General features: G+C 71.2%; 13 protein-coding genes and 1 pseudogene. 4 read left to right on the forward strand and 10 right to left on the reverse strand.

Annotated features, from left to right (window positions below; all coding sequences use genetic code 11):
* Positions 1 to 17 precede the first annotated feature (17 nt).
* Positions 18 to 1,493 (forward strand): MFS transporter, encoded by a 1,476-nt coding sequence (locus tag NQO67_RS42210; protein ID WP_255955934.1) that lies wholly within the window; start codon positions 18 to 20, stop codon positions 1,491 to 1,493.
* Positions 1,494 to 1,537: 44 nt separating this feature from the next.
* Here the strand turns inward: NQO67_RS42210 and NQO67_RS42215 are convergent, their stop codons facing one another.
* The 5 genes from NQO67_RS42215 to NQO67_RS42235 all read right to left on the reverse strand — a co-directional run bounded on the left by NQO67_RS42215 (position 1,538) and on the right by NQO67_RS42235 (position 5,974).
* Positions 1,538 to 3,775 carry a DUF6571 family protein gene (locus tag NQO67_RS42215; RefSeq protein WP_255955936.1) on the reverse strand — a complete coding sequence of 746 codons (2,238 nt, stop codon included), beginning with the start codon at positions 3,773 to 3,775 and terminating at the stop codon, positions 1,538 to 1,540.
* Positions 3,775 to 4,218 carry a hypothetical protein gene (locus NQO67_RS42220; protein ID WP_255955937.1) on the reverse strand — a complete coding sequence of 148 codons (444 nt, stop codon included), beginning with the start codon at positions 4,216 to 4,218 and terminating at the stop codon, positions 3,775 to 3,777. Before NQO67_RS42220 ends, NQO67_RS42215 begins: the two co-directional genes overlap by 1 nt.
* Positions 4,219 to 4,416: 198 nt before the next feature.
* Complete coding sequence (locus NQO67_RS42225) at positions 4,417 to 4,587, reverse strand: VapC50 family PIN domain-containing toxin (RefSeq protein ID WP_255955938.1); 171 nt, start codon at positions 4,585 to 4,587, stop codon at positions 4,417 to 4,419.
* Between the two features lie 257 nt (positions 4,588 to 4,844).
* Complete coding sequence (locus NQO67_RS42230; protein WP_255955939.1) at positions 4,845 to 5,309, reverse strand: helix-turn-helix domain-containing protein; 465 nt, start codon at positions 5,307 to 5,309, stop codon at positions 4,845 to 4,847.
* 152 nt (positions 5,310 to 5,461) lie between these two features.
* A complete protein-coding gene (locus NQO67_RS42235; protein WP_255955940.1) occupies positions 5,462 to 5,974 on the reverse strand; it encodes a GNAT family N-acetyltransferase in 513 nt (170 codons plus the stop codon).
* A 61-nt stretch (positions 5,975 to 6,035) separates the two neighbouring features.
* On the opposite strand from NQO67_RS42235, the gene thpR reads away from it, so the two are divergent.
* Both thpR and NQO67_RS42245 read left to right on the forward strand, forming a co-directional pair.
* Positions 6,036 to 6,641, forward strand: a complete 606-nt coding sequence (gene thpR, locus NQO67_RS42240) for an RNA 2',3'-cyclic phosphodiesterase (protein ID WP_255955941.1) — start codon at positions 6,036 to 6,038, stop codon at positions 6,639 to 6,641.
* Positions 6,642 to 6,960: 319 nt separating this feature from the next.
* Positions 6,961 to 7,368, forward strand: a complete 408-nt coding sequence (locus NQO67_RS42245; protein ID WP_255955942.1) for a hypothetical protein — start codon at positions 6,961 to 6,963, stop codon at positions 7,366 to 7,368.
* 69 nt (positions 7,369 to 7,437) lie between these two features.
* Here the strand turns inward: NQO67_RS42245 and NQO67_RS42250 are convergent, their stop codons facing one another.
* From NQO67_RS42250 to NQO67_RS42270, 4 genes are all read right to left on the reverse strand, one after another.
* Entirely contained in the window at positions 7,438 to 8,427 is a 990-nt protein-coding gene (locus NQO67_RS42250; RefSeq protein WP_255955943.1) for an aldo/keto reductase, read from the reverse strand.
* 137 nt (positions 8,428 to 8,564) lie between these two features.
* Positions 8,565 to 10,808, reverse strand: a complete 2,244-nt coding sequence (locus NQO67_RS44090; protein WP_305126946.1) for a protein kinase domain-containing protein — start codon at positions 10,806 to 10,808, stop codon at positions 8,565 to 8,567.
* Between the two features lie 150 nt (positions 10,809 to 10,958).
* Positions 10,959 to 12,542 carry a polysaccharide lyase family 7 protein gene (locus NQO67_RS42265; RefSeq protein WP_255955945.1) on the reverse strand — a complete coding sequence of 528 codons (1,584 nt, stop codon included), beginning with the start codon at positions 12,540 to 12,542 and terminating at the stop codon, positions 10,959 to 10,961.
* 232 nt (positions 12,543 to 12,774) lie between these two features.
* Entirely contained in the window at positions 12,775 to 14,820 is a 2,046-nt protein-coding gene (locus NQO67_RS42270; RefSeq protein WP_255955946.1) for a serine/threonine-protein kinase, read from the reverse strand.
* A gap of 231 nt (positions 14,821 to 15,051) precedes the next feature.
* On the opposite strand from NQO67_RS42270, the gene NQO67_RS42275 reads away from it, so the two are divergent.
* A complete protein-coding gene (locus tag NQO67_RS42275) occupies positions 15,052 to 16,815 on the forward strand; it encodes a DUF6221 family protein (RefSeq protein WP_255955947.1) in 1,764 nt (587 codons plus the stop codon).
* A gap of 24 nt (positions 16,816 to 16,839) precedes the next feature.
* Here NQO67_RS42275 and NQO67_RS42280 read toward each other — a convergent pair.
* Positions 16,840 to 17,220, reverse strand: a pseudogene (locus NQO67_RS42280) (Uma2 family endonuclease); the annotation flags it as partial.
* Positions 17,221 to 17,386: the final 166 nt, after the last annotated feature.

Raw genomic sequence — 17,386 nt, forward strand, 5'->3', positions numbered from 1 at the left:
CAAGGAGGCGAACCCTCTTGAGTACGGGATCCGGAGCAGATTCCGCCCCCGCACCGATACCCGACCCCGACCGCACCGCCCGGACCCCGGACAGGGCGAGTTCCGGCATCCCGGAGACGTCCGACGTCGAAGCGTCCGGCGCACTCGAAGTTCCCGGCGCCCCGGAGGCCCCCGAGGCCCCGCCCACCGCCGGTCCGGCGGCACCCCGGGCACGCGGCGGGATGTTCTCGTCGCTGCGCGTCCGCAACTACCGCCTCTTCGCCTCCGGTGCCGTCGTCTCCAACACCGGCACCTGGATGTCCCGGATCACCCAGGACTGGCTGGTGCTGAGCCTGACCGGCTCGTCGGCAGCGGTGGGCATCACCACCGCCATGCAGTTCCTGCCGATGCTGCTGTTCGGGCTGTACGGCGGTGTCATCGCGGACCGTTTCGCCAAGCGGAACCTGCTGTTCGTCACCCAGGGGGCGATGAGCCTCAGCGGTCTCTTCCTGGCCGGGCTCACCCTCTCGGGGCACGTCCAGGTCTGGCACGTCTACCTGGCCGCCTTCTGGACCGGCCTGGTCACGGTCGTCGACAACCCGACCCGGCAGTCCTTCGTCTCCGAGATGGTCGGCCCCCAGCAGGTGCGCAACGCGGTCAGCCTGAACTCGGCGAACTTCCAGTCCGCCCGGCTCATCGGGCCGGCCGTCGCCAGCGCGCTGACCGCCGCCGTCGGCCCCGGCTGGGCGTTCCTCGCCAACGGTCTGTCGTTCCTCGCGCCGCTCACAGGGCTGATGCTGATGCGGACCGCCGAGCTGCACGAGATGCCGCGCACCCCGCGTGGCAAGGGCCAGCTGCGGCAGGGCCTGACGTACGTCTCCAAGCGCCCCGACCTGATCTGGCCGATCGTCCTCGTCGGGTTCGTCGGCACGTTCGGGTTCAACTTCCCGATCTGGCTCAGTGCCTACGCCAACGACATCTTCCACGGCGGCGTCGGGATGTACGGCGTGTTCAACATCCTCATGGCGATCGGGTCCCTGTTCGGCGCCCTGCTGGCGGCCCGCCGCCGCAGCACCCGCCTCAGGGTCCTCGCGCTCGCCGCCGCCGGCTTCGGCGTGCTGGAACTGGTCGCGGCCGTCTCGCCGTCGTACTGGCTCTTCGCCGCTCTCGTCGTGCCCATCGGCATGGTCGGCATGACGACGAACGTCACCGCGAACTCGTCCGTGCAGATGGCGTCCGACCCCGAGATGCGGGGCCGGGTGATGAGCCTGTACATGATGGTCTTCACCGGGGGCACCCCGCTGGGCGGCCCGCTCTTCGGCTGGCTCGCCGACACCTACGGCGTCCGCGTCAGCTTCGCCGTCGGCGGCCTGGTGTGCGCCGTGGCCGCCGTCCTCGTCGGCCTCGTGCTGGCCCGCGCGGCCGACCTGCGCCTGGAGGTCGACCTGCGCCGCGGGCGGCAGCACGTGCGGTTCGTACCGCGGGAGGAGAAGCGGCTGGCCGCGGCGGCGTAGGGCGATCGGCCGGGCACCCTGTGGCGAGCGGCCCGGCGGCGTCCTCAGTCGTCCGAGCCCTCGGGCTTGGCGCGCAGGTCGGACAGCGGGCCGTCCGGGCCGCCGAGACGGTCGGCGTCGTTGTACCCGTCCTCCGTCGCCTGGTACGCCCAGGAGGCCGCGTCGTCGGCGTCGGGGACGTCGTACGCCTTGCAGGCGCGTTCGGCCGCCCGCTGGTTCATGCCGACGGTCTTGGACTCGGCGCCCTCGGCCATGTGCTGCCGGTTGTCGTCCCCGTCGGCCTCGTAGTGCGTCTTGGTGTCCTCGAAGATCTCGTCGATGGCGGCCGAGGTGGCGGTGCCCGCCACGCCCGAGACGACGGCACCCGCGACCGGCGAGCCGATGAAGGACGTGCCGACCCCGGTGCCGATCCCGACGGCCGTCGAGACCCCGGTCTTCGCCGCGTCCATGGCCTTCGCGTACTGCGCGTCACGGTTCTGCCCGGCCTCCCGGTCCCCTTCGAGCCGGCCGCCGTCCAGGACCCCGCCGACCGTCGCCGAGGTGCGCGTGATGTCCGTGACCGCGTTCTGCGGTGAGCCGTGGAACCGCTGGTCGGCGGGGACATCGGGGTCGAGCTGGTAGTTCAGCAGGTTGTGCATGTACGTGCGCTGGCCGGCCTGGACCGCGGCGTACCCCTGCGGGTCCTCGCCGACGCAGAACAGGAACCGGGTGGCGCTGCGGCGGTCGACGTCGGCGGGCACGCCGTCGACGGGGTACAGCAGGTTCTCCTGGCCGCTCTGGTCGAGGCTGACCGACCGGTAGATGTCGGGCATGTACTCCGCCGCGCTACGGCCCAGGCTCTGCGCCATGACCGGGTTGTCGGTGAGCGCCTTCGGGTGGTCCGAGACGGACTTCATGACCGACTGCATCAGCCGGGACTGCTCGTAGGTGTGCGGCAGCGCGTTCTGCGGATCGGGCTTCTCGCCGGGCAGGTGGCCCGTGGTGCCGGCCTCCACCGCAAGGGCCAGGGCCTTGTGGCCCGCCTCGCTCTCGTGCTGCCCGGGCTGGTCCTGCCAGTCGGGCCATTCGCGGTCCGCGTAGAGGTACTGGAAGTCGGTCTGCTTGTTGTCGTACGGGTCGTTGAGGAAGTCGGTGGCGGCGTCGGGGCTGTGGGAGAGCCCGTTCAGGTAGCCGGTGACGGGGTCCTCGCCGTTGCCGGCACCGCTCGGGTTCAGGTCGATCGAGGTGTCCGCGATGTGCCAGAGCTGCTGCGGGGGGATGTCGGCCCGCCGCTCGTACCCCATGAGGCTCTTGCCGTAGGACGTCAGGAACGAGTCGTCGAAGTCGCCCCGGCCCATCAGGGCGCTCATCACCTGGTACCCGTTGACCCCCATGGGGCTTCCCGAGGGGTCCTTGAGCCGGTCGGGGCCCAGGGCGATCATGTCCTTCTCCCACCGCTGCATGGCGGGGCTGTCGGACTGGGTGGCGGTCGCCAGGGTCATGCCGAGGTTCTTCTGGAGGTCGTCCAGCTGGTTGTGGCGCGCCTCGTACAGCTTCGGGTTGACGTTGGGGTCGCACACGTCGGCGTAGAAGTTCACCACGCCCTTCGGGCCGAGTTTGAGGGCCATCTCCTCCGCGAACAGCGGGTCGTTCTTGCGCTTCGCCATGATCTTGTTGGCCCGGTCGAACTGCGCCGGGGTCATGTGCTCCGGGTCCTTCATCAGGTTCGCCAGGTCGTCGGCGTCCTTGATGGCCTGGGCGGCGGAGTCACGGTCCTTGTAGTGGGCGTCGGAGAAGCCGTACTTCGCCTGGTCGACGATGCGGGTGAGGACCTTCGCGGCGCTCGCGTCGCTGTCGGTGGCGGCGGAGAGGATCTTCTCGATCTCCTTCTTCGCGTCCTCGATGTCCTGCGGGGTGCTGTGCGTGGCGCGTTCCGGGTAGCACGTGATCTCGAAGGTGCCGTGGCCCTTGTCCGTCACCAGCAGCTGCTTCTTGAGCGCCCGGTCGAGGGCGTCCTTCAGCTGGCGGCGGTAGCCGACGAGTTCGTCACGGGTGTCCTTGAGGATGTTGACGATGGTGTCGGCCTCCGTGTGGGCGTCGCCGAACTCGCCGACCGTCTTGTCGATGAAGGACCGGGACACCTGCTGGTTCAGACCGGCCCAGTTGGCCCCGTCGGACTTCTTCTTGAGGTCCTTGTGGGCGTCGTCGCTGAGGTCCTTCAACTGCCGGAGCATCTCCTCCCAGTCGGAGACCGCCTCACCGAGCTGGTGGAAGTTGCCGTGCAGCAGCGCGTCGAGGTCCATCAGCCCTGGGTCCTCTCGTCGAACCCCTTGTCCAGGGTGGAGATGCTGCTGACGATCCCGGCGATGTACACCTCGTCACCGGCATGGGCATTGCGCGTGAAGTCCATGTGGTTGGAGATCTGCGCGCAGGCATCGCTGAGCGTCCTCGCCTGCGTGGTCCAGCGCCCGGCGACATGCGTGAGGGCCTTGCCCAGCGCGTACCCGTCCTTGCTCAGGCCCTTGCCGGCGGACTCGGTGGCGCCGCGGGCGTGGTCGCTGCACTTGTGCAGCCGGGTGTACAGCCGGTAGGCCGAGTCGCCGACGGCCGCCAGGTCCTTCTGGCTGGCCTTGAGGTCACCGTTATGGGTGGTGCCGTCGGCGGCGGGCGCCTGGTTCAGCTCCATGCGGGCGCTGTGCTTCTCCGCGGCCTGCTGCTTCAGCTGTTCCCACTCGTCCCACGCCATGGTGGAGCCTCCCCCGAGACGACGCGCCAGCGGCTATGCGCCGCGGTTGATTTCCACTTCAACTGTGTGGGGGGCGGAGGAAGGGCGTCTATGACGTTTCCCCAGGGGGAAAATCGGCGGGTCGCAGCGGTGTGGCCGGCCTTTGCCGCGAGGTGTCGAGAAGGGTCTGCGCTGCCGACCCCACCGGAACCGGGCCCGCTAGCTGACGGCTCCCGGGCCATGGCGCAGGGCGGCCACGGATTCGGTGAGACCCGACCTTTCCAGCTGGGCCAGCACGTCCTCGAACGTCTCAGGTGGGTGGCGTCGAGAGGTGGCGATCTCCTGCACGCAGGCGTAGACCACACGATCATCCAGCCCTATCAGGTCCATGACGAAGGCGTCGGCGCTCTTGGGCTCGATGCCCCATTCGCCAAGGTGGTCGAGTGGCCCGGTTCATGAGGGCCCTGCGACGCTGTAGCTTCTCGGGAGCGATGTGGTGGTTCCGAGCGATGTTCCGGTCCACCTCGTCGAGGATCATGTCGGTCCATCGGGCTCGGACGAATCCTCTCCTGCTGACGCGGATCAGCAGATCACGCAGCGTGTTCGGGTATAGGACGCAGGCATCGTAGATCGCGGTGAACGTCATGTCAGAGCAGTCCGAGCTCCTGGTCCAGCTCCATCAGTTCGTCGGCTGCGTCCTTGCGCCTCGCCTCCTCCTGGCGCAGGTACTGGCGCAGGTCGGCGAACCGGATACGACGGTGACGACCGACAAGCCTGAACGGGATCTCGCCGGACTCGAGGAGGCCGATCAGGTAGGGGCGGGACACGTTGAGCAGGTCGGCGGCCTGCTGGGTGGTCAGCTCCGCGTCGACCGGCATGATCTGGACCCCCTGCCCATGGGCGAGAGCAGCCAGTATCGACGCGAACATCTCTGCCACCGGTCGCGGGAGGACGAGGGCTTCGTCCGTCGCGCCTGTTTCCAGATGCACCTGGATATCCCCGTCGCTCTGAGCCGTGCGCGACAGGTAGTCGTTGATCCGTCGCAGCGCGCGTTCCGCGTCCTTTGCGTCGACCACGCCCGGTTCGATCTTCTTGCCCGTGACGGTACCCATGGTGTCCCTCCACTGTCGTATTCGAATTATTCGCAACAAACGAAGTAGACGCAACTGGATCTCGGTGCCGATTCCGGATCGAGCGCGCGTCACTCGGTCACAGGTGCGCAGCGACATCGACACCGCGTTCGAAGGCCAACGGGTCCCACCCCTCACACCCGCCGCGCCAGCACCTGCCCCGGCCAGTCGTCCGTGCCGACGAAGGACTCGGTGCGGGTGAAGCCGTGGCGTTCGTAGTAGGTGACGAGTTTGCCGTCGTCGCCCGCGTAGCAGTCGACGCGGAGGAGGGAGACGCCGGCGCGGCGGGTCTCCTCGGCGGCGTGGGTGAGGAGGGCGCTTCCGATGCCGTGGCCGGCGTGGTGGCGGGCCGTGACGAGGAGGTGGACGTATCGCTCCGGCTCGGTGGCGGGCTTCAGGTACGGTCCGGGGCCGTCGGTGAGGGTGACGGTGCCGACCGGTTCGCCGTCGAGTTCCGCGATCCACGGCTGGCCGGTGGTGAGGTAGCGCTCCACTATGTCGACCGCACGTGGGTCGGTCGACCACGGCTCGGTGCCCCACTGGCCGGTGCGGCCCTGTGCGGTGAGCCAGGCGACCGCGTCGTCGAGGAGGCGGAGGACGAGGGGGGTGTCGGCCGGGGCGGCCGGTCTGATGTGCAGGGCGGTCATCGGTTTCTCCTCTTTCCCGCGAGAGGTCCATGGTCCGTGTGGGGTGCCTGAGACTGGTGCCATGAGACTCTTCGCAGCAGTGCTCCCGCCGGAGTCCGCCCTCGCCGAACTCGCGGCCGCCGTGGACCCGGTGCGGGAACGAACGGACCCGGGCGACGGTTCCGGGGCGGAGCGCGGCGGGTTGCGCTGGACCCTGCGGGCGAGCTGGCACTTCACGGTCGCGTTCTACGGGGAGGTGGCGGAGGACGCGGTGCCGGAGCTGTCCGCCCGGCTCGAGCGTGCCGCGGGGCGCACGGAGCCGTTCGAGATCGCCCTGCGGGGTGCGGGGCAGTTCGGCAAGGGGGCGGTGCTGTGGGTCGGCGTCGACGGTGACGTGCCCGTCATGCGGCGGCTCGCCGAGCGGGCGCAGGCCGCGGCGCGCAAGGCCGGCATCCCCATGGACGAGCACCGCCGCTACCGCCCGCACCTCACCCTCGCCCACAGCCGCAACAAGACCCGCCACACCGACCTGCGCCCGCACCTGGCGGGCCTGGCGGACTTCGCGGGCACCGCGTGGACGGTGCGCGAGCTGTGCCTGGTCCGCAGCACCCTGCCGACCAGCGGGGTCCCGGGTGAGCAGCCCCGTTACGAGAAGGTCGGGGGTTGGCCGCTCGGCGGTGCCGGTTAACCTCGAAGGCGTGAACCCGAAGACCCGAAACCGGATCATGGCCGGTGTACTCGTGCTGATGTTCGCCGTCGTGGCCGTGACGGCGGCCGTGGGCCGCTGAGCTCCCCGTCCGACCTTCCCCCTCCCCGCACGCCCCGTGCCCCTTCGCCGGCGCCCGGCTCGGCGCCTTGTCAGCCGGTGAGCGCCGGGTGAGGATACGAGGTCGGGGGAGCATCACAGGACGGCAGGCGTACGGCCGGGGTACGGCGGGCGTGCGGCTCGGTGCGGCATCTCCCGACGGCATCGTCGGCACCACCGAATCCCGAGGCAGCGCACGCACATGGTTCCCGTCTCACGCGTTCTTCAGTACGCCTTCTTGATCGTCGGCCTCGCCCTGCTCGGCGTGGGCATATTCATGGCAAAAGGGCAGCATTCCGACGGTTACGTCAATTTCTACTGGGACTGCGAGGGCAACGCCGGCAAGCAGACCTGTACCCACCGCTCGACCAGCGACGACGGGGACTACACCACGTACGGCAATGAGTACACGCCCATCGCCGTGTCCCTCGCCGGCGTCGGCCTGATCGTCGGCTCGGTGTCCGTGGGGCTGATCAGCGTGGCGGGTCGCGCCGGGGCCCGAGCCGGCGGTCCGGCTCCGGGCCACGCACCCCAGGTACCGCCGCAGACGCCGCCCGCCCCGGCGCCGCCGCAGCAGGCCCGGCGACCGGGCGCACCCGGCGGGTACTGAGGCACTGAGCCGCCGTACCGCCGGGTGCTACCACTCGCCCCACCGCTCCCGTGTGAACCACGAGGTGACCTACCAGGCGAACGCCTCCGGCGACGGACCCGGGCCCGGGAAGATCTCCTCCAGACCCGTGCGGACCTCATCCGACAGTTCGAGCTCGACGGCGCGCAGCGCGGAGTCCAGCTGCTCGGCGGTGCGCGGGCCGACGATCGGGCCGGTCACGCCGGGCCGGGTGAGCAGCCAGGCCAGGGCCGCCTCACCGGGCGCCAGGCCGTGCTTGTCGAGCAGGTCCTCGTAGGACTGGAGCTGGGCGCGGGTGGCCGGGTCGTTGAGCGCGTCGGCGGCCCGCCCCGAGGCGCGGCGACCGCCTTCCGCCTGCTTCTTCAGCACCCCGCCGAGCAGGCCGCCGTGCAGCGGCGACCAGGGGATGACGCCGAGGCCGTAGTCCTCGGCGGCCGGGATGACCTCCATCTCGGCGCGCCGCTCCACCAGGTTGTACAGGCACTGCTCGCTGACCAGGCCGAAGCTGCCACGCCGGGCGGCGGCCTCGTTGGCCTGGGCGATCTTGTAGCCCGCGAAGTTCGACGAGCCCGCGTAGAGGATCTTGCCCTGCTGCACGAGGACGTCGATGGCCTGCCAGATCTCCTCGAACGGGGTCAGGCGGTCGACGTGGTGGAACTGGTACAGGTCGATGTGGTCCGTCTGGAGTCGCTTCAGGCTGGCGTCGACGGCTCGCCGGATGTTCACGGCGGAGAGCTTGTCGTGGTTGGGCCAGACCTCGCCGTCCGTGCCCATGTTGCCGTACACCTTGGTGGCCAGCACGACCTTGTCGCGGCGCCCGCCGCCCTTGGCGAACCAGTTGCCGATGATCTCTTCCGTACGGCCCTTGTTCTCACCCCAGCCGTACACGTTGGCGGTGTCGAAGAAGTTGATCCCGGAGGCCAGCGCCGCGTCCATGATCGCGTGGCTGTCGGCCTCGTCGGTCTGCGGACCGAAGTTCATGGTCCCGAGGACCAGCCGGCTGACCTTGACTCCGGTGCGTCCCAACTGTGTGTACTTCATGGTCGCCAAGGTAACGACTTCGAGTGCGCTCCAGGCAAGAGGTGCCGTGCGGGCCTACTCCGGTGCTGCGGCGGGTTCACGCGATCGGATTCCTCGTTCTCCTGCGCCGGCCGGCTTCGGTCCGTGCCCGGGGCCTGTCATGCCGGAGGGTCCTGGCCGGTGGCCGCGTCGATCGCGGCTATGCCCAGCTCGTTGGCGACGAACACGAGACCGCCGTGCACGAGGGGATGGTTGCTCGTGAGGCCGTCGATGGAGCTGCCGCTGTCGTAGCTCCAGATCCTGCTGCCGTCCTTCGCGTCCAGCGCGTGGACGGTGGAGGCGTCGTCGTCGCGTCCGGCGACGTACACCCTGCCGGCCGCGACGGCGGGGGCGGTCCCCCCGCCCGCTCCGCCGGACCACAGCAGTCTGCCGTCCGTCGCGCGCAGCGCGTGGGCCAGCCGGCCGTCACCACCGACGTAGAGCTTGTCACCGGCGACCACCGCGGGCGACAGACCCTGGGAGCCGACGCCCTTCACCGTCGTGGCCCACTTCTCACGGCCGTCGCCCGCGTCCAGGGCACGTACCTTCGCTCCGGCGACCACGGCGACGGCCTTCTCCTGCGGCAGCTCCGTGAGCCCCAGCCGGGTGTCGCGGGCGGCGGAGACCTTCCACCGCCTGCTGCCGGTGCCGGCGTGCACGGCGTACACGCCGTTCTTGCGGTCCGAGACGTACACGGTGCCGTCGGCCGGCGTCACGTCGAGGACGAAGTCGTCCGCGACGAACGTCCACTTCGGCTTCCCGGTGCGGGCGTTCAGGCAGACCAGGGTCTTGTCGACGACGACGCACACGACGTCGTCCCGTGCCCCGATCTCGAAGCCGTACTGGGGACGGGGGTTCGGGTGCCACTGCCACTTCGGTTTCCCGGCGCCGTCGAACGCGTACAGAGCCACGTTGCGGCACGCGACGAACACGAGGGAGCCGGCCGTCGCCACCCGGTCGGGGCTTTCCTTCCCGGTGCGCGCACGCCACACCTGCTTGCCGGTGGTCAGGTCCAGGGCGTGCAGCGCGTCGTCGTCGATGGCGTAGAGCGCCTTGTCGCCCAGGGCCGGCATCTTCGCATCGGACTCGACATCGAGGGGGTGATGCCATCCGCGGTGGACGGGGGTCGGCGAGCTGGACGGGCTCGGGCCGCCGGCCGAGCCGGTGGACCCGGCGCGCTGGTCGTCCGCCGGGTCGTCACCGGAATTCAGCAGTGCGGCGCCGATGCCCACGGCGGCGACCGCCGTCGTCCCGAGGCCGAGCCACAGGGCACGGCGCCTGGTGAGGAACGTCGGCTCCGGCGCGGTGGGGTGCGGCGCCTGGGCGGGCCGTGGCGGGAGCGCCGTCCGGGTGGGGAGGGCGTGCGGGCCGTGGCCGGAAGCCTGGTCGTCGCGGACCGGTGCGGGCCGCGGGTCCCTGGCGGTCGCGGGCGGCCCGGAAGGCCCGGGTGACGCGGGCGGCGACCCGGGTGCCGGGGGTGCCGGGGGTGCCGCGGGAGCGGAGGACGGGCGCGGGGCGACGGGAACGCGGTCGGCCACCGTGGGCGCCGGGAGCGTGGCGTGCAGCGCACGCAGGGCGTCGCGGACGTCGGTGGCCGACGCGGGACGGTGCGTGGCCTCCTTGGACAGCAGCTTCAGGACCAGCTCGTCGAGGGCGGCGGGGACCTCGGGGCGCAGTTCGCCGGGCGGCGTGGGCGCCTTGTTCAGGTGCGCGGTCATCATCGCCACGGGACCGGTGGCCTGGAACGGTGTCGCGCCGGTGAGCAGTTCGTGCAGGACGCAGCCCAACGCGTACAGGTCCGACCGCTCGTCGCCGGGGTGCTCGGCGAACCGTTCCGGAGGCATGTAGGCGAGGGTGCCCATGACCTGGCTGGACTTGCCGGTGGCCGCCATGAACCGGGCGATGCCGAAGTCGAGGACCTTGATCTCCCCGCCGTCGGTGAGCATCAGGTTGGCCGGCTTGAGGTCCCGGTGCACCACGCCGGCGGTGTGCGCCGCGGCCAGGGCGGCGGCGGCCTGGGCGGCCCAGTCCACCGCGTGGGACACCGGCGGCGGCCCGTCCTGCCGCAGCAGCGTGGCCAGGTCGCGGCCGGTCACGAACTCCATCACCAGGAACAGCGTCCGGTCGTCCGGGTCCTGGCCGATGTCGAACACCGTGATCACGCCGCGATGGTTCAACTGGCCGGCGGTGCGCGCCTCCCGGAAGAACAGTTCGGCCCCGGTGTCGTCCGCGTGGTGGGGCAGCAGCTTGATGGCCACCCGCCGGCCGATGACACGGTCCCGGCCCTCCCAGACCTCGCCCATGCCACCCCGGCCGACCAGCGACGTCAGCTCGTACCGGCCGGCGAGCACCCGCGCCGCCATAGTCCCCCCGATTCCGCCTTCGTCTCCGCCCGCGTCCGTGCACCGCGCAACAAGGTTCCGTGGGTTGCACATTGAACCAGCCGTGCGCCGCCCGCCCACCGCTCGGGGTGGGCGGGCGGCGCCAGGGGTGCCGTTGCCCGCGGCCGTACGTCAGTCGACGGCGTAGGTGCGGACCCAGTCCACCTCGAACGCGGCGGGACGGATGCCGTCGGTGCCGGTGAAGTTGTCGAGCTGGATGTCGAGGTTCCCCTCGGGCATGTCCTGGATGTCCCCGTGCTCGTCGTCGGCGCCGTCCGCCATGTGGAAGTACTGCTTGCCGTCGACGTAGCCGGTCAGGCCGTCCGGTGTCCACTCGAACGCGAAGTTGTGCCACTGCGTCATGTCCACCGAGCAGTCCTCGAAGTGCTCCTTCTCGTCCGAGGGGTTGTCCGGGTAGTGCAGCCACGCCCCGAGGCACTGGGCGTCGGGGTCGGTGTACTCGACCCAGTCGTACTCGCCGTCCTCGTGCCGGTCGTCACTGGTGGGCCAGATCAGGTGCAGCGGGTGGTAGGTCTCGCCGTCGTCCCCGGTGTTGTAGGAGCGCGAGCGGATCTCCCAGCGGCCGTAGTGCGCGTCGAGCTTCTGGCTGAGCCAGCCCGTGTCGCCGTTCTCGTCGCCGGTCATGGTGAGGATGCCGTCCCCGACGACGCTGTTCTTCGCGCACCGCCGGCCGTTGTCGTTGTGGCCCGGCCAGCAGCCCTCCGTGCCGCCCTCGTCGCCCGACGGCGTGGACCACTTGTCGGGGTCGACGGGGCCCGAGTAGTCGAACTCGTCGGATATCGGCAGCGGGTCGCCCCAGCCGTACTCCACGGCGGCCTGGGTGCCGTCGTCCGAGGGGCCGTCCGGGTCGTCCCCGTCGCCTCCGTCGCCCTGGCCGTCGCCGTGGTCGACGCTCAGGTCGTAGATCTCCACCTCGCCGTAGTTGTCGTCGCTGCACGGGTCGGTGTTGCCGCAGTTCGCCTGGGTGTAGGCGCCGGCCTTGAAGTAGTTGCCGTCGCCGTCGTAGTCGAGCGTGTCCTCCAGCTCGCCGTTGTAGTAGATCTTCACCTCGCCGTCGCTGACGACGTACTTCAGCTCGATGGGCGTGCCGAGTTGATAGTCGTCGGTGACCAGGTGGTGGTGGGTGGTGTCGTCCTCCGTGATGTAGAGCTTGGAGCCCTCCAGGCGCAGCGCGGTGACGTCGTCGTCCGCGCCGTGGATCTGGGCGCCGACGACGTACGGCCGCCCCTCGGGGACGTGCGTGAACGCCTCCTTCACGGTGAGGGTGTGGGTGCCCTCGGTCGACGACCAGGAGGCCTCGTCCTCGCCGCCGTCGGTCATCTCGCGCAGTTCCGAGCGCGGGTTGCTGGAGCCGCCGGTGGTGACGCCGTTGACGGGGGCCTGGAACCGCACCCCGTCGCCGTCCTCGTTGACCACGAAGTACGGGTCTTCGGAGTAGTCGGCCAGCTCGGGCTGGGTGATCTCGGTCGGGTCCTCGTCCTCGCCGGTGGGCAGCGTCAGCTTCCAGTCGGTCAGGTCGAGGACGTCGGCCGGCACCTCCGCGGCGGCCGCGGTGTCCGTGCCGGGGGCGGTCCGGGCGCCGGCGGCCTGCGCCGGCACCGTCAGCGCGGTCACCACGGCGAGCGCGGCCACCGCCAGCGCGGGCCTGGAACGTCTCCAGGCCACTGTGCGGCGGGTCATACGGGTACGCGTCACTGCGTTGCCCTCCTTGTTCGCGGTTCCCCCGTGGCCCGGCCTCGCGTGACTCGGAGCACGTCACCGGGCCACGAAATCGGTCGGCGCGACCGTAGGCGCGGGTGCCGGGGACCAGTCCCGCGCTCGTGCGACAGGGTCGGGCGGGGAAGACGGGTGCTCCCCACCGGTGGGGAGCACCGGTGGGGAGAGGAAGGGGGTGGTCCCGGTGACCTCCTTGGCGGCGGGGCGGCGGTCACGAGCCGGAGTTGATCTCGACCTCGTCGACCGCTCCCAGTTCCAGGTGCCACTTCTTCAGCAGCCGTTCGTACGTGCCGTCCTTGACGAGCGCCTCCAGGGCCCCGGCCACGGCCTTCCGCAGCTCCGGCTGCCCCTGGGGCACTCCGATGCCCCGGGGGCCGAGGCCGGTCCTGACGAGGCTGAGGGTGAGCCCGGTGTCCGGTTGCTCGAAGCCGAGCTGCTCGGCCGCCAGCGGGTACTGCAACACCACGGCCTCGGCCTTGCCCGACTGGACCGCGTTCACCATCTTGTCGCGGTGGTCGAACGGCAGGAGCTTGAACGGCTGCTCGCAGTCGGCCTGGTGGCGGAGCTCCTGCTGGAATTTCGGGTCCGTGTAGGTGCTGATCGTCTTGCCGCACAGCTCGTCCAGGGAGTTGTGCTCGCCCTTGCTGATGACGCCGTAGCCGCTCTGGAGGTCGTCGACCATGTCCACGCCCCACTCCCGCCGGTTCTCCGCGGTGTCCGAGAGCTCGGCCACCGCCACGTGCGCGGGGACGTCGCCACCCTCCTCGCGGGCGGCGACAGCAGCCTTGTCGTCGTCCCCGTGCACGGTGAAGTGGACTTCCAGGTCGAGCCGTTGCCCCATCGCCTTGATGAGGTCGACCTCGAACCCGGTGGGGGCGCCCTTCTCCATGCGGAGCATGATGTCGTCCCGGTCGGCGACGTGGACGAAGAGGCCGCCCGCGTCGCGCGCCTGAGGCGGCACCAGGTCGGCGAGCGGTGTCTGCGTCGAGCCCGGGTCCTGCCCGCGGTCGTCCGGTGGCGGGTCCGCCAGGTTCGTCACCACCAGCCAGCTCCCCAGTGCCAACGCCGCCGCCCCGGACACCGCACCGACGAGGTAACGGTTCCGGCGCCCTCCGGTCCCCGTGATCCACGCCGGCCACAGCGTCCGCTCGGGCGTCCGCTCGGTGTGCGGTGCCGGTGCCGGTGCCGGTGCCGGAGCTGGTGCCGGTGTCGGGGCCACGGGAGGTACCCGGTCCGCCATCGACACGGAGGCGTCGTCCGTGGTCTGGCCGAACAACGGGGCCGGCACCGCGCCGACCGTCCCATTCGGTCCCGCTCCGCCGGGCGCCGGGCCAGGATGGGCCCGGATCGGCTCGTGGAGCGACAGCAGCGCCGCCGCTTCCCGCCGGAGCTGTGCCGCCAGCGGGGTCGGCAGCCAGTAGCGGGTGCCGGCCTGCGTCTTCGACTGTTGCACGATCTCCGCCAGGCCGGGCCGTTCGCCCGGTTCCTTCGCCAGGCACCGCAGCACCAGCTCCCGCAGCTGCCCGCGCAGCGGCCCGTCCTCCGGGCCGAGGTGGGGCGGCTGGCCCATCACCCGGTACAGCACGGTGTGGTACTCGGCCTCGCCCCAGGAGAACGGCGCCAGGCCCGTGGCCGCGTACGCCAGCACGGCACCCAGCGCGAACACGTCGACCGCGCCCGTCGCCTGCTCGCCCCTGACCTGCTCGGGCGACATGTACGCGGGGGAGCCCACCAGCGCACCGGTCCTGGTCAGCACGGTACTGGCGTCCACGGCCCGGGCGATGCCGAAGTCGATGACCTTGGGCCCCTCGAGCGCCACCATCACGTTCGACGGTTTCAGGTCGCGGTGGATCAGCCCGGCGCCGTGGATCTGCGTCAGCGCCTGCCCCAGGCCGAGCGCGAGCGCCCACACCGAGTGCTCCGCGAGCGGCCCGTGCGACTGCACCACCGTCTGCAACGGGGCGCCGGCCACGTACGCGGTGGCGACCCACGGCACGTCCGACTCGGTGTCGTAGTCCAGCACCGCAGCGGTCCATCTTCCGCTGACCCGCTGTGTCGCCCGGACCTCCGCGCGGAACCGCTCCCGGAAGTGCGTCTGCCGCGCCAGCTCCTCGTGGACGACCTTGACCGCCACCATCGGTCCGTCCTGTGCGCGCCCCAGGAACACCTGGCCCATGCCGCCCGCACCCAGCCGCCTCAGCAGCCGGTAGGCGCCGATGGCCGGCGGATCCCCCGCCCCTAACGGCTCCACAGCCATACCTCCATCGCCCTCCCGTCGACGCCGCACTCATCAGCATGCACACGCCGGCCGTTCACGGTAGGTGCTGTTGCGCCTCATGACTGCGGAGATGGTGTGAATGCGATGCCATCGTGAGGAGCGAGGGCGCCGCGGGGCGGCAACGGAACGGGAGGGTCCGGGGCGCGCGGCCCCAAGTGACCGGCGTCCGTGCCGGGGTTGGGCGTGCGTCGCTCCCGCATAATGCCCGCCATGGGTCACCGGGCCAACTTCGTTGTCGTCGACGAGCACGGGTGGCGGCTGTACCAGGACCACGCCGCCGCCAGGGACCTCGCCGCCCTCCTCGTCCGCGGCCCGCACGTCGTGCGGCACGCGGTCGAGAAGCTGGCCCGTATCGACGACGGCGACCGCCACGCCGTGCGCGGCTGGTACAGCGACAGCTTCGCCGAGGGCGGCGCCATCCTCGACGCGACCCGCCGACGCCTGCTCTTCCACGGCACCGACGGAGGGGCGTTCGACACGCCCGAGACACGGGTCTTCCGGGAGCTGCTGCGCCGGGTCTGGCGGGACTGGCACTGGGAGGTCAGGTGGGCCTACGACGGGCAGGGCGACCTCGTCGGCGCGCTGGGCCTGGACCGTTCCCTGGTCCGCAGCCGGTGGACGCCCACGACGCCGTACGTCGTCGACGATCCGACCCGCCCGGACCAGGGGATCCACCTCCTCACGGTCCGCACGGCCGAGGGCGCCGTCCGGGCCTGGCCGTGCGACGCCGACGATCCGGAACGGCACACCGGCTGGCAGGGACCCGCCCTGCTGGAACGTCCACCGAGGGCGCTCGACGGGCACGGCGGCGACGTCCCGTCCGACGGCGTCGCGGCCCTGACGCCGGCATCCCTCACGCTGGGCGCGATCCCGGTCAGCGGCACCCACGTCGACGTTCCCGAGCGGACCGTCGGCGTGTGGACGGGCGCGACCTGCGAGCAGCTGCTGCCCGCGCTCGCCGACCGGTGGCCGGGCTGGCGCACCGAGTTCTGGGGCGACCGGTACGAGCAGCAGCTGCTGGCCTGCGAGGGCGCGGTGTCGGTGCCCGCGTTCGACGCCCTGGGCGCGCTGGAGAACGTCCTCGCCCGGCTGCCGGCCGGCCGTGGCACCCCGCTGCGCGCCGGCATCAAGGCGTCGCAGAAGGACCCGACGCCGTACGGTCACGTAGCCCGCAGCACCGCCGGAGCCGAGCGGTCCGCACCGGACGAGGAACGTGACTGGTACTGGGTCGGTCGCGCCGTCGGCTACCTGCTGCGCGACCTGGGCCGTGCGCACACCGAGCCGGGAACGCCCGCGTGGCAGCGCCGGGTACGTCCCGCGCCCGCACTCCCCGACTTCCTGCGCGCCCGGCTCGACGACGCGGACCGGGCCGTCGAGGGCGCGGCCCGCCTGGAGAACAACGTGCACGCCCTGGAGTACTGGTTCCGCACGGCGTTCACGACGCCGTTCCCCGAGTACCGGGCGGAGGTCACGCACTGGCCCGAGTGGAAGGTCCTGGTGGCCCGCGAGCAGCCGTTCGCCGCCCCGCCCGGCTCCGGCTTCGGCGATGACTTCCTCACGGTGGGCCCGTACCGCCTGAACAGCCGTGCGCCGCTGGACGGGGCGGCAAAGGACCGGCTGCGCGATGACGCCACCCTCGCCGGGGCGCATCTCGCCCGGCACTCGCCGGCCCGCGCCCGCGCGGACCTCGTTGCGCGGCGGCGCCTGCTGGACCGTTACGAACGCGCCGTGGCCGAGGTCGATCGGCTCCTCCCCCAGTGCCCTGAAGGTTCCCCCACTGCCCGAAGGGCGTGGGTGGTACCCCCAGAGGTGCCCCCCAACGAGGGCGTGTCCGGCACCCCGGCCATGGCCGCGGCCCTCACCCGCCGCCACACCCTCTTCCTGACGCTGCGTGACCTCGCCGCCGCGTTCGCCGACCATCCCGACCACGATCCGGAGTGGTCGCTGCCGGCGGGTGGGCCGTATCGGCCGTGACGGGGCGGACGGGGCTGAGCGGGTTCAGCCGCGGGGGAAGCCGCCGGTTTCGAGGACGAGGCCGACGACGGTGCCGGTCAGGTCGGCGTCCACGCCGAAGGCGACGGTGTGCTCGTCGAGGTATTCGCCGTCCTTGGGCTCGGTGTAGACGTGGCGCTTGCCCTGGTAGGGGTCGGCGATCAGGTAGACGGGGACTTCCGCGGTGGCGTAGGCGGCTTTCTTGGGGCCGTATTCGTTGGCCGCGGTGCCCTTGGAGATCACCTCGGCGACGAACTCGACGTCCTCGTGCCTCCAGTGCCCGGTCTCGTCTGTCGTCGCGCCGTCGCGGAGCTTGGCCACGTCGGGGCAGAAGCCGTTCTCCTCGCCAGGGAAATCGATCCGTACGTCGGAGAACACCTTGATGCGCTTGCCGAGGCAATCATGGCGATCTTGTCGTCGACGACGGTCATCGTGGCTCCCCAACTGCCCTCGATCGTGGTCAGCCGCGCAGTGCAACGATACGCACGGTGACCAGGTCACGGGCCCGGGCGGAAGGGTTGTCGGTTCTACCTTTGATCTTGGCCAGTGCTCC

Origin of the sequence: Streptomyces odontomachi (assembly GCF_024435355.1) — a bacterium.
Classification (GTDB): domain Bacteria; phylum Actinomycetota; class Actinomycetes; order Streptomycetales; family Streptomycetaceae; genus Streptomyces; species Streptomyces odontomachi.

What these genes read in the sequence shown, in the direction of transcription:
- NQO67_RS42215 (WP_255955936.1), bottom strand. Translation starts at nt 3,775, where the DNA reads ATGGACCTCGACGCGCTGCTGCACGGCAACTTCCACCAGCTCGGTGAG.
- NQO67_RS42220 (WP_255955937.1), bottom strand. Translation starts at nt 4,218, where the DNA reads ATGGCGTGGGACGAGTGGGAACAGCTGAAGCAGCAGGCCGCGGAGAAG.
- NQO67_RS42225 (WP_255955938.1), bottom strand. Translation starts at nt 4,587, where the DNA reads ATGGACCTGATAGGGCTGGATGATCGTGTGGTCTACGCCTGCGTGCAG.
- NQO67_RS42230 (WP_255955939.1), bottom strand. Translation starts at nt 5,309, where the DNA reads ATGGGTACCGTCACGGGCAAGAAGATCGAACCGGGCGTGGTCGACGCA.
- NQO67_RS42235 (WP_255955940.1), bottom strand. Translation starts at nt 5,974, where the DNA reads ATGACCGCCCTGCACATCAGACCGGCCGCCCCGGCCGACACCCCCCTC.
- thpR (WP_255955941.1), top strand. Translation starts at nt 6,036, where the DNA reads ATGAGACTCTTCGCAGCAGTGCTCCCGCCGGAGTCCGCCCTCGCCGAA.
- NQO67_RS42245 (WP_255955942.1), top strand. Translation starts at nt 6,961, where the DNA reads ATGGTTCCCGTCTCACGCGTTCTTCAGTACGCCTTCTTGATCGTCGGC.
- NQO67_RS42250 (WP_255955943.1), bottom strand. Translation starts at nt 8,427, where the DNA reads ATGAAGTACACACAGTTGGGACGCACCGGAGTCAAGGTCAGCCGGCTG.
- NQO67_RS44090 (WP_305126946.1), bottom strand. Translation starts at nt 10,808, where the DNA reads ATGGCGGCGCGGGTGCTCGCCGGCCGGTACGAGCTGACGTCGCTGGTC.
- NQO67_RS42270 (WP_255955946.1), bottom strand. Translation starts at nt 14,820, where the DNA reads ATGGCTGTGGAGCCGTTAGGGGCGGGGGATCCGCCGGCCATCGGCGCC.
- NQO67_RS42275 (WP_255955947.1), top strand. Translation starts at nt 15,052, where the DNA reads ATGGGTCACCGGGCCAACTTCGTTGTCGTCGACGAGCACGGGTGGCGG.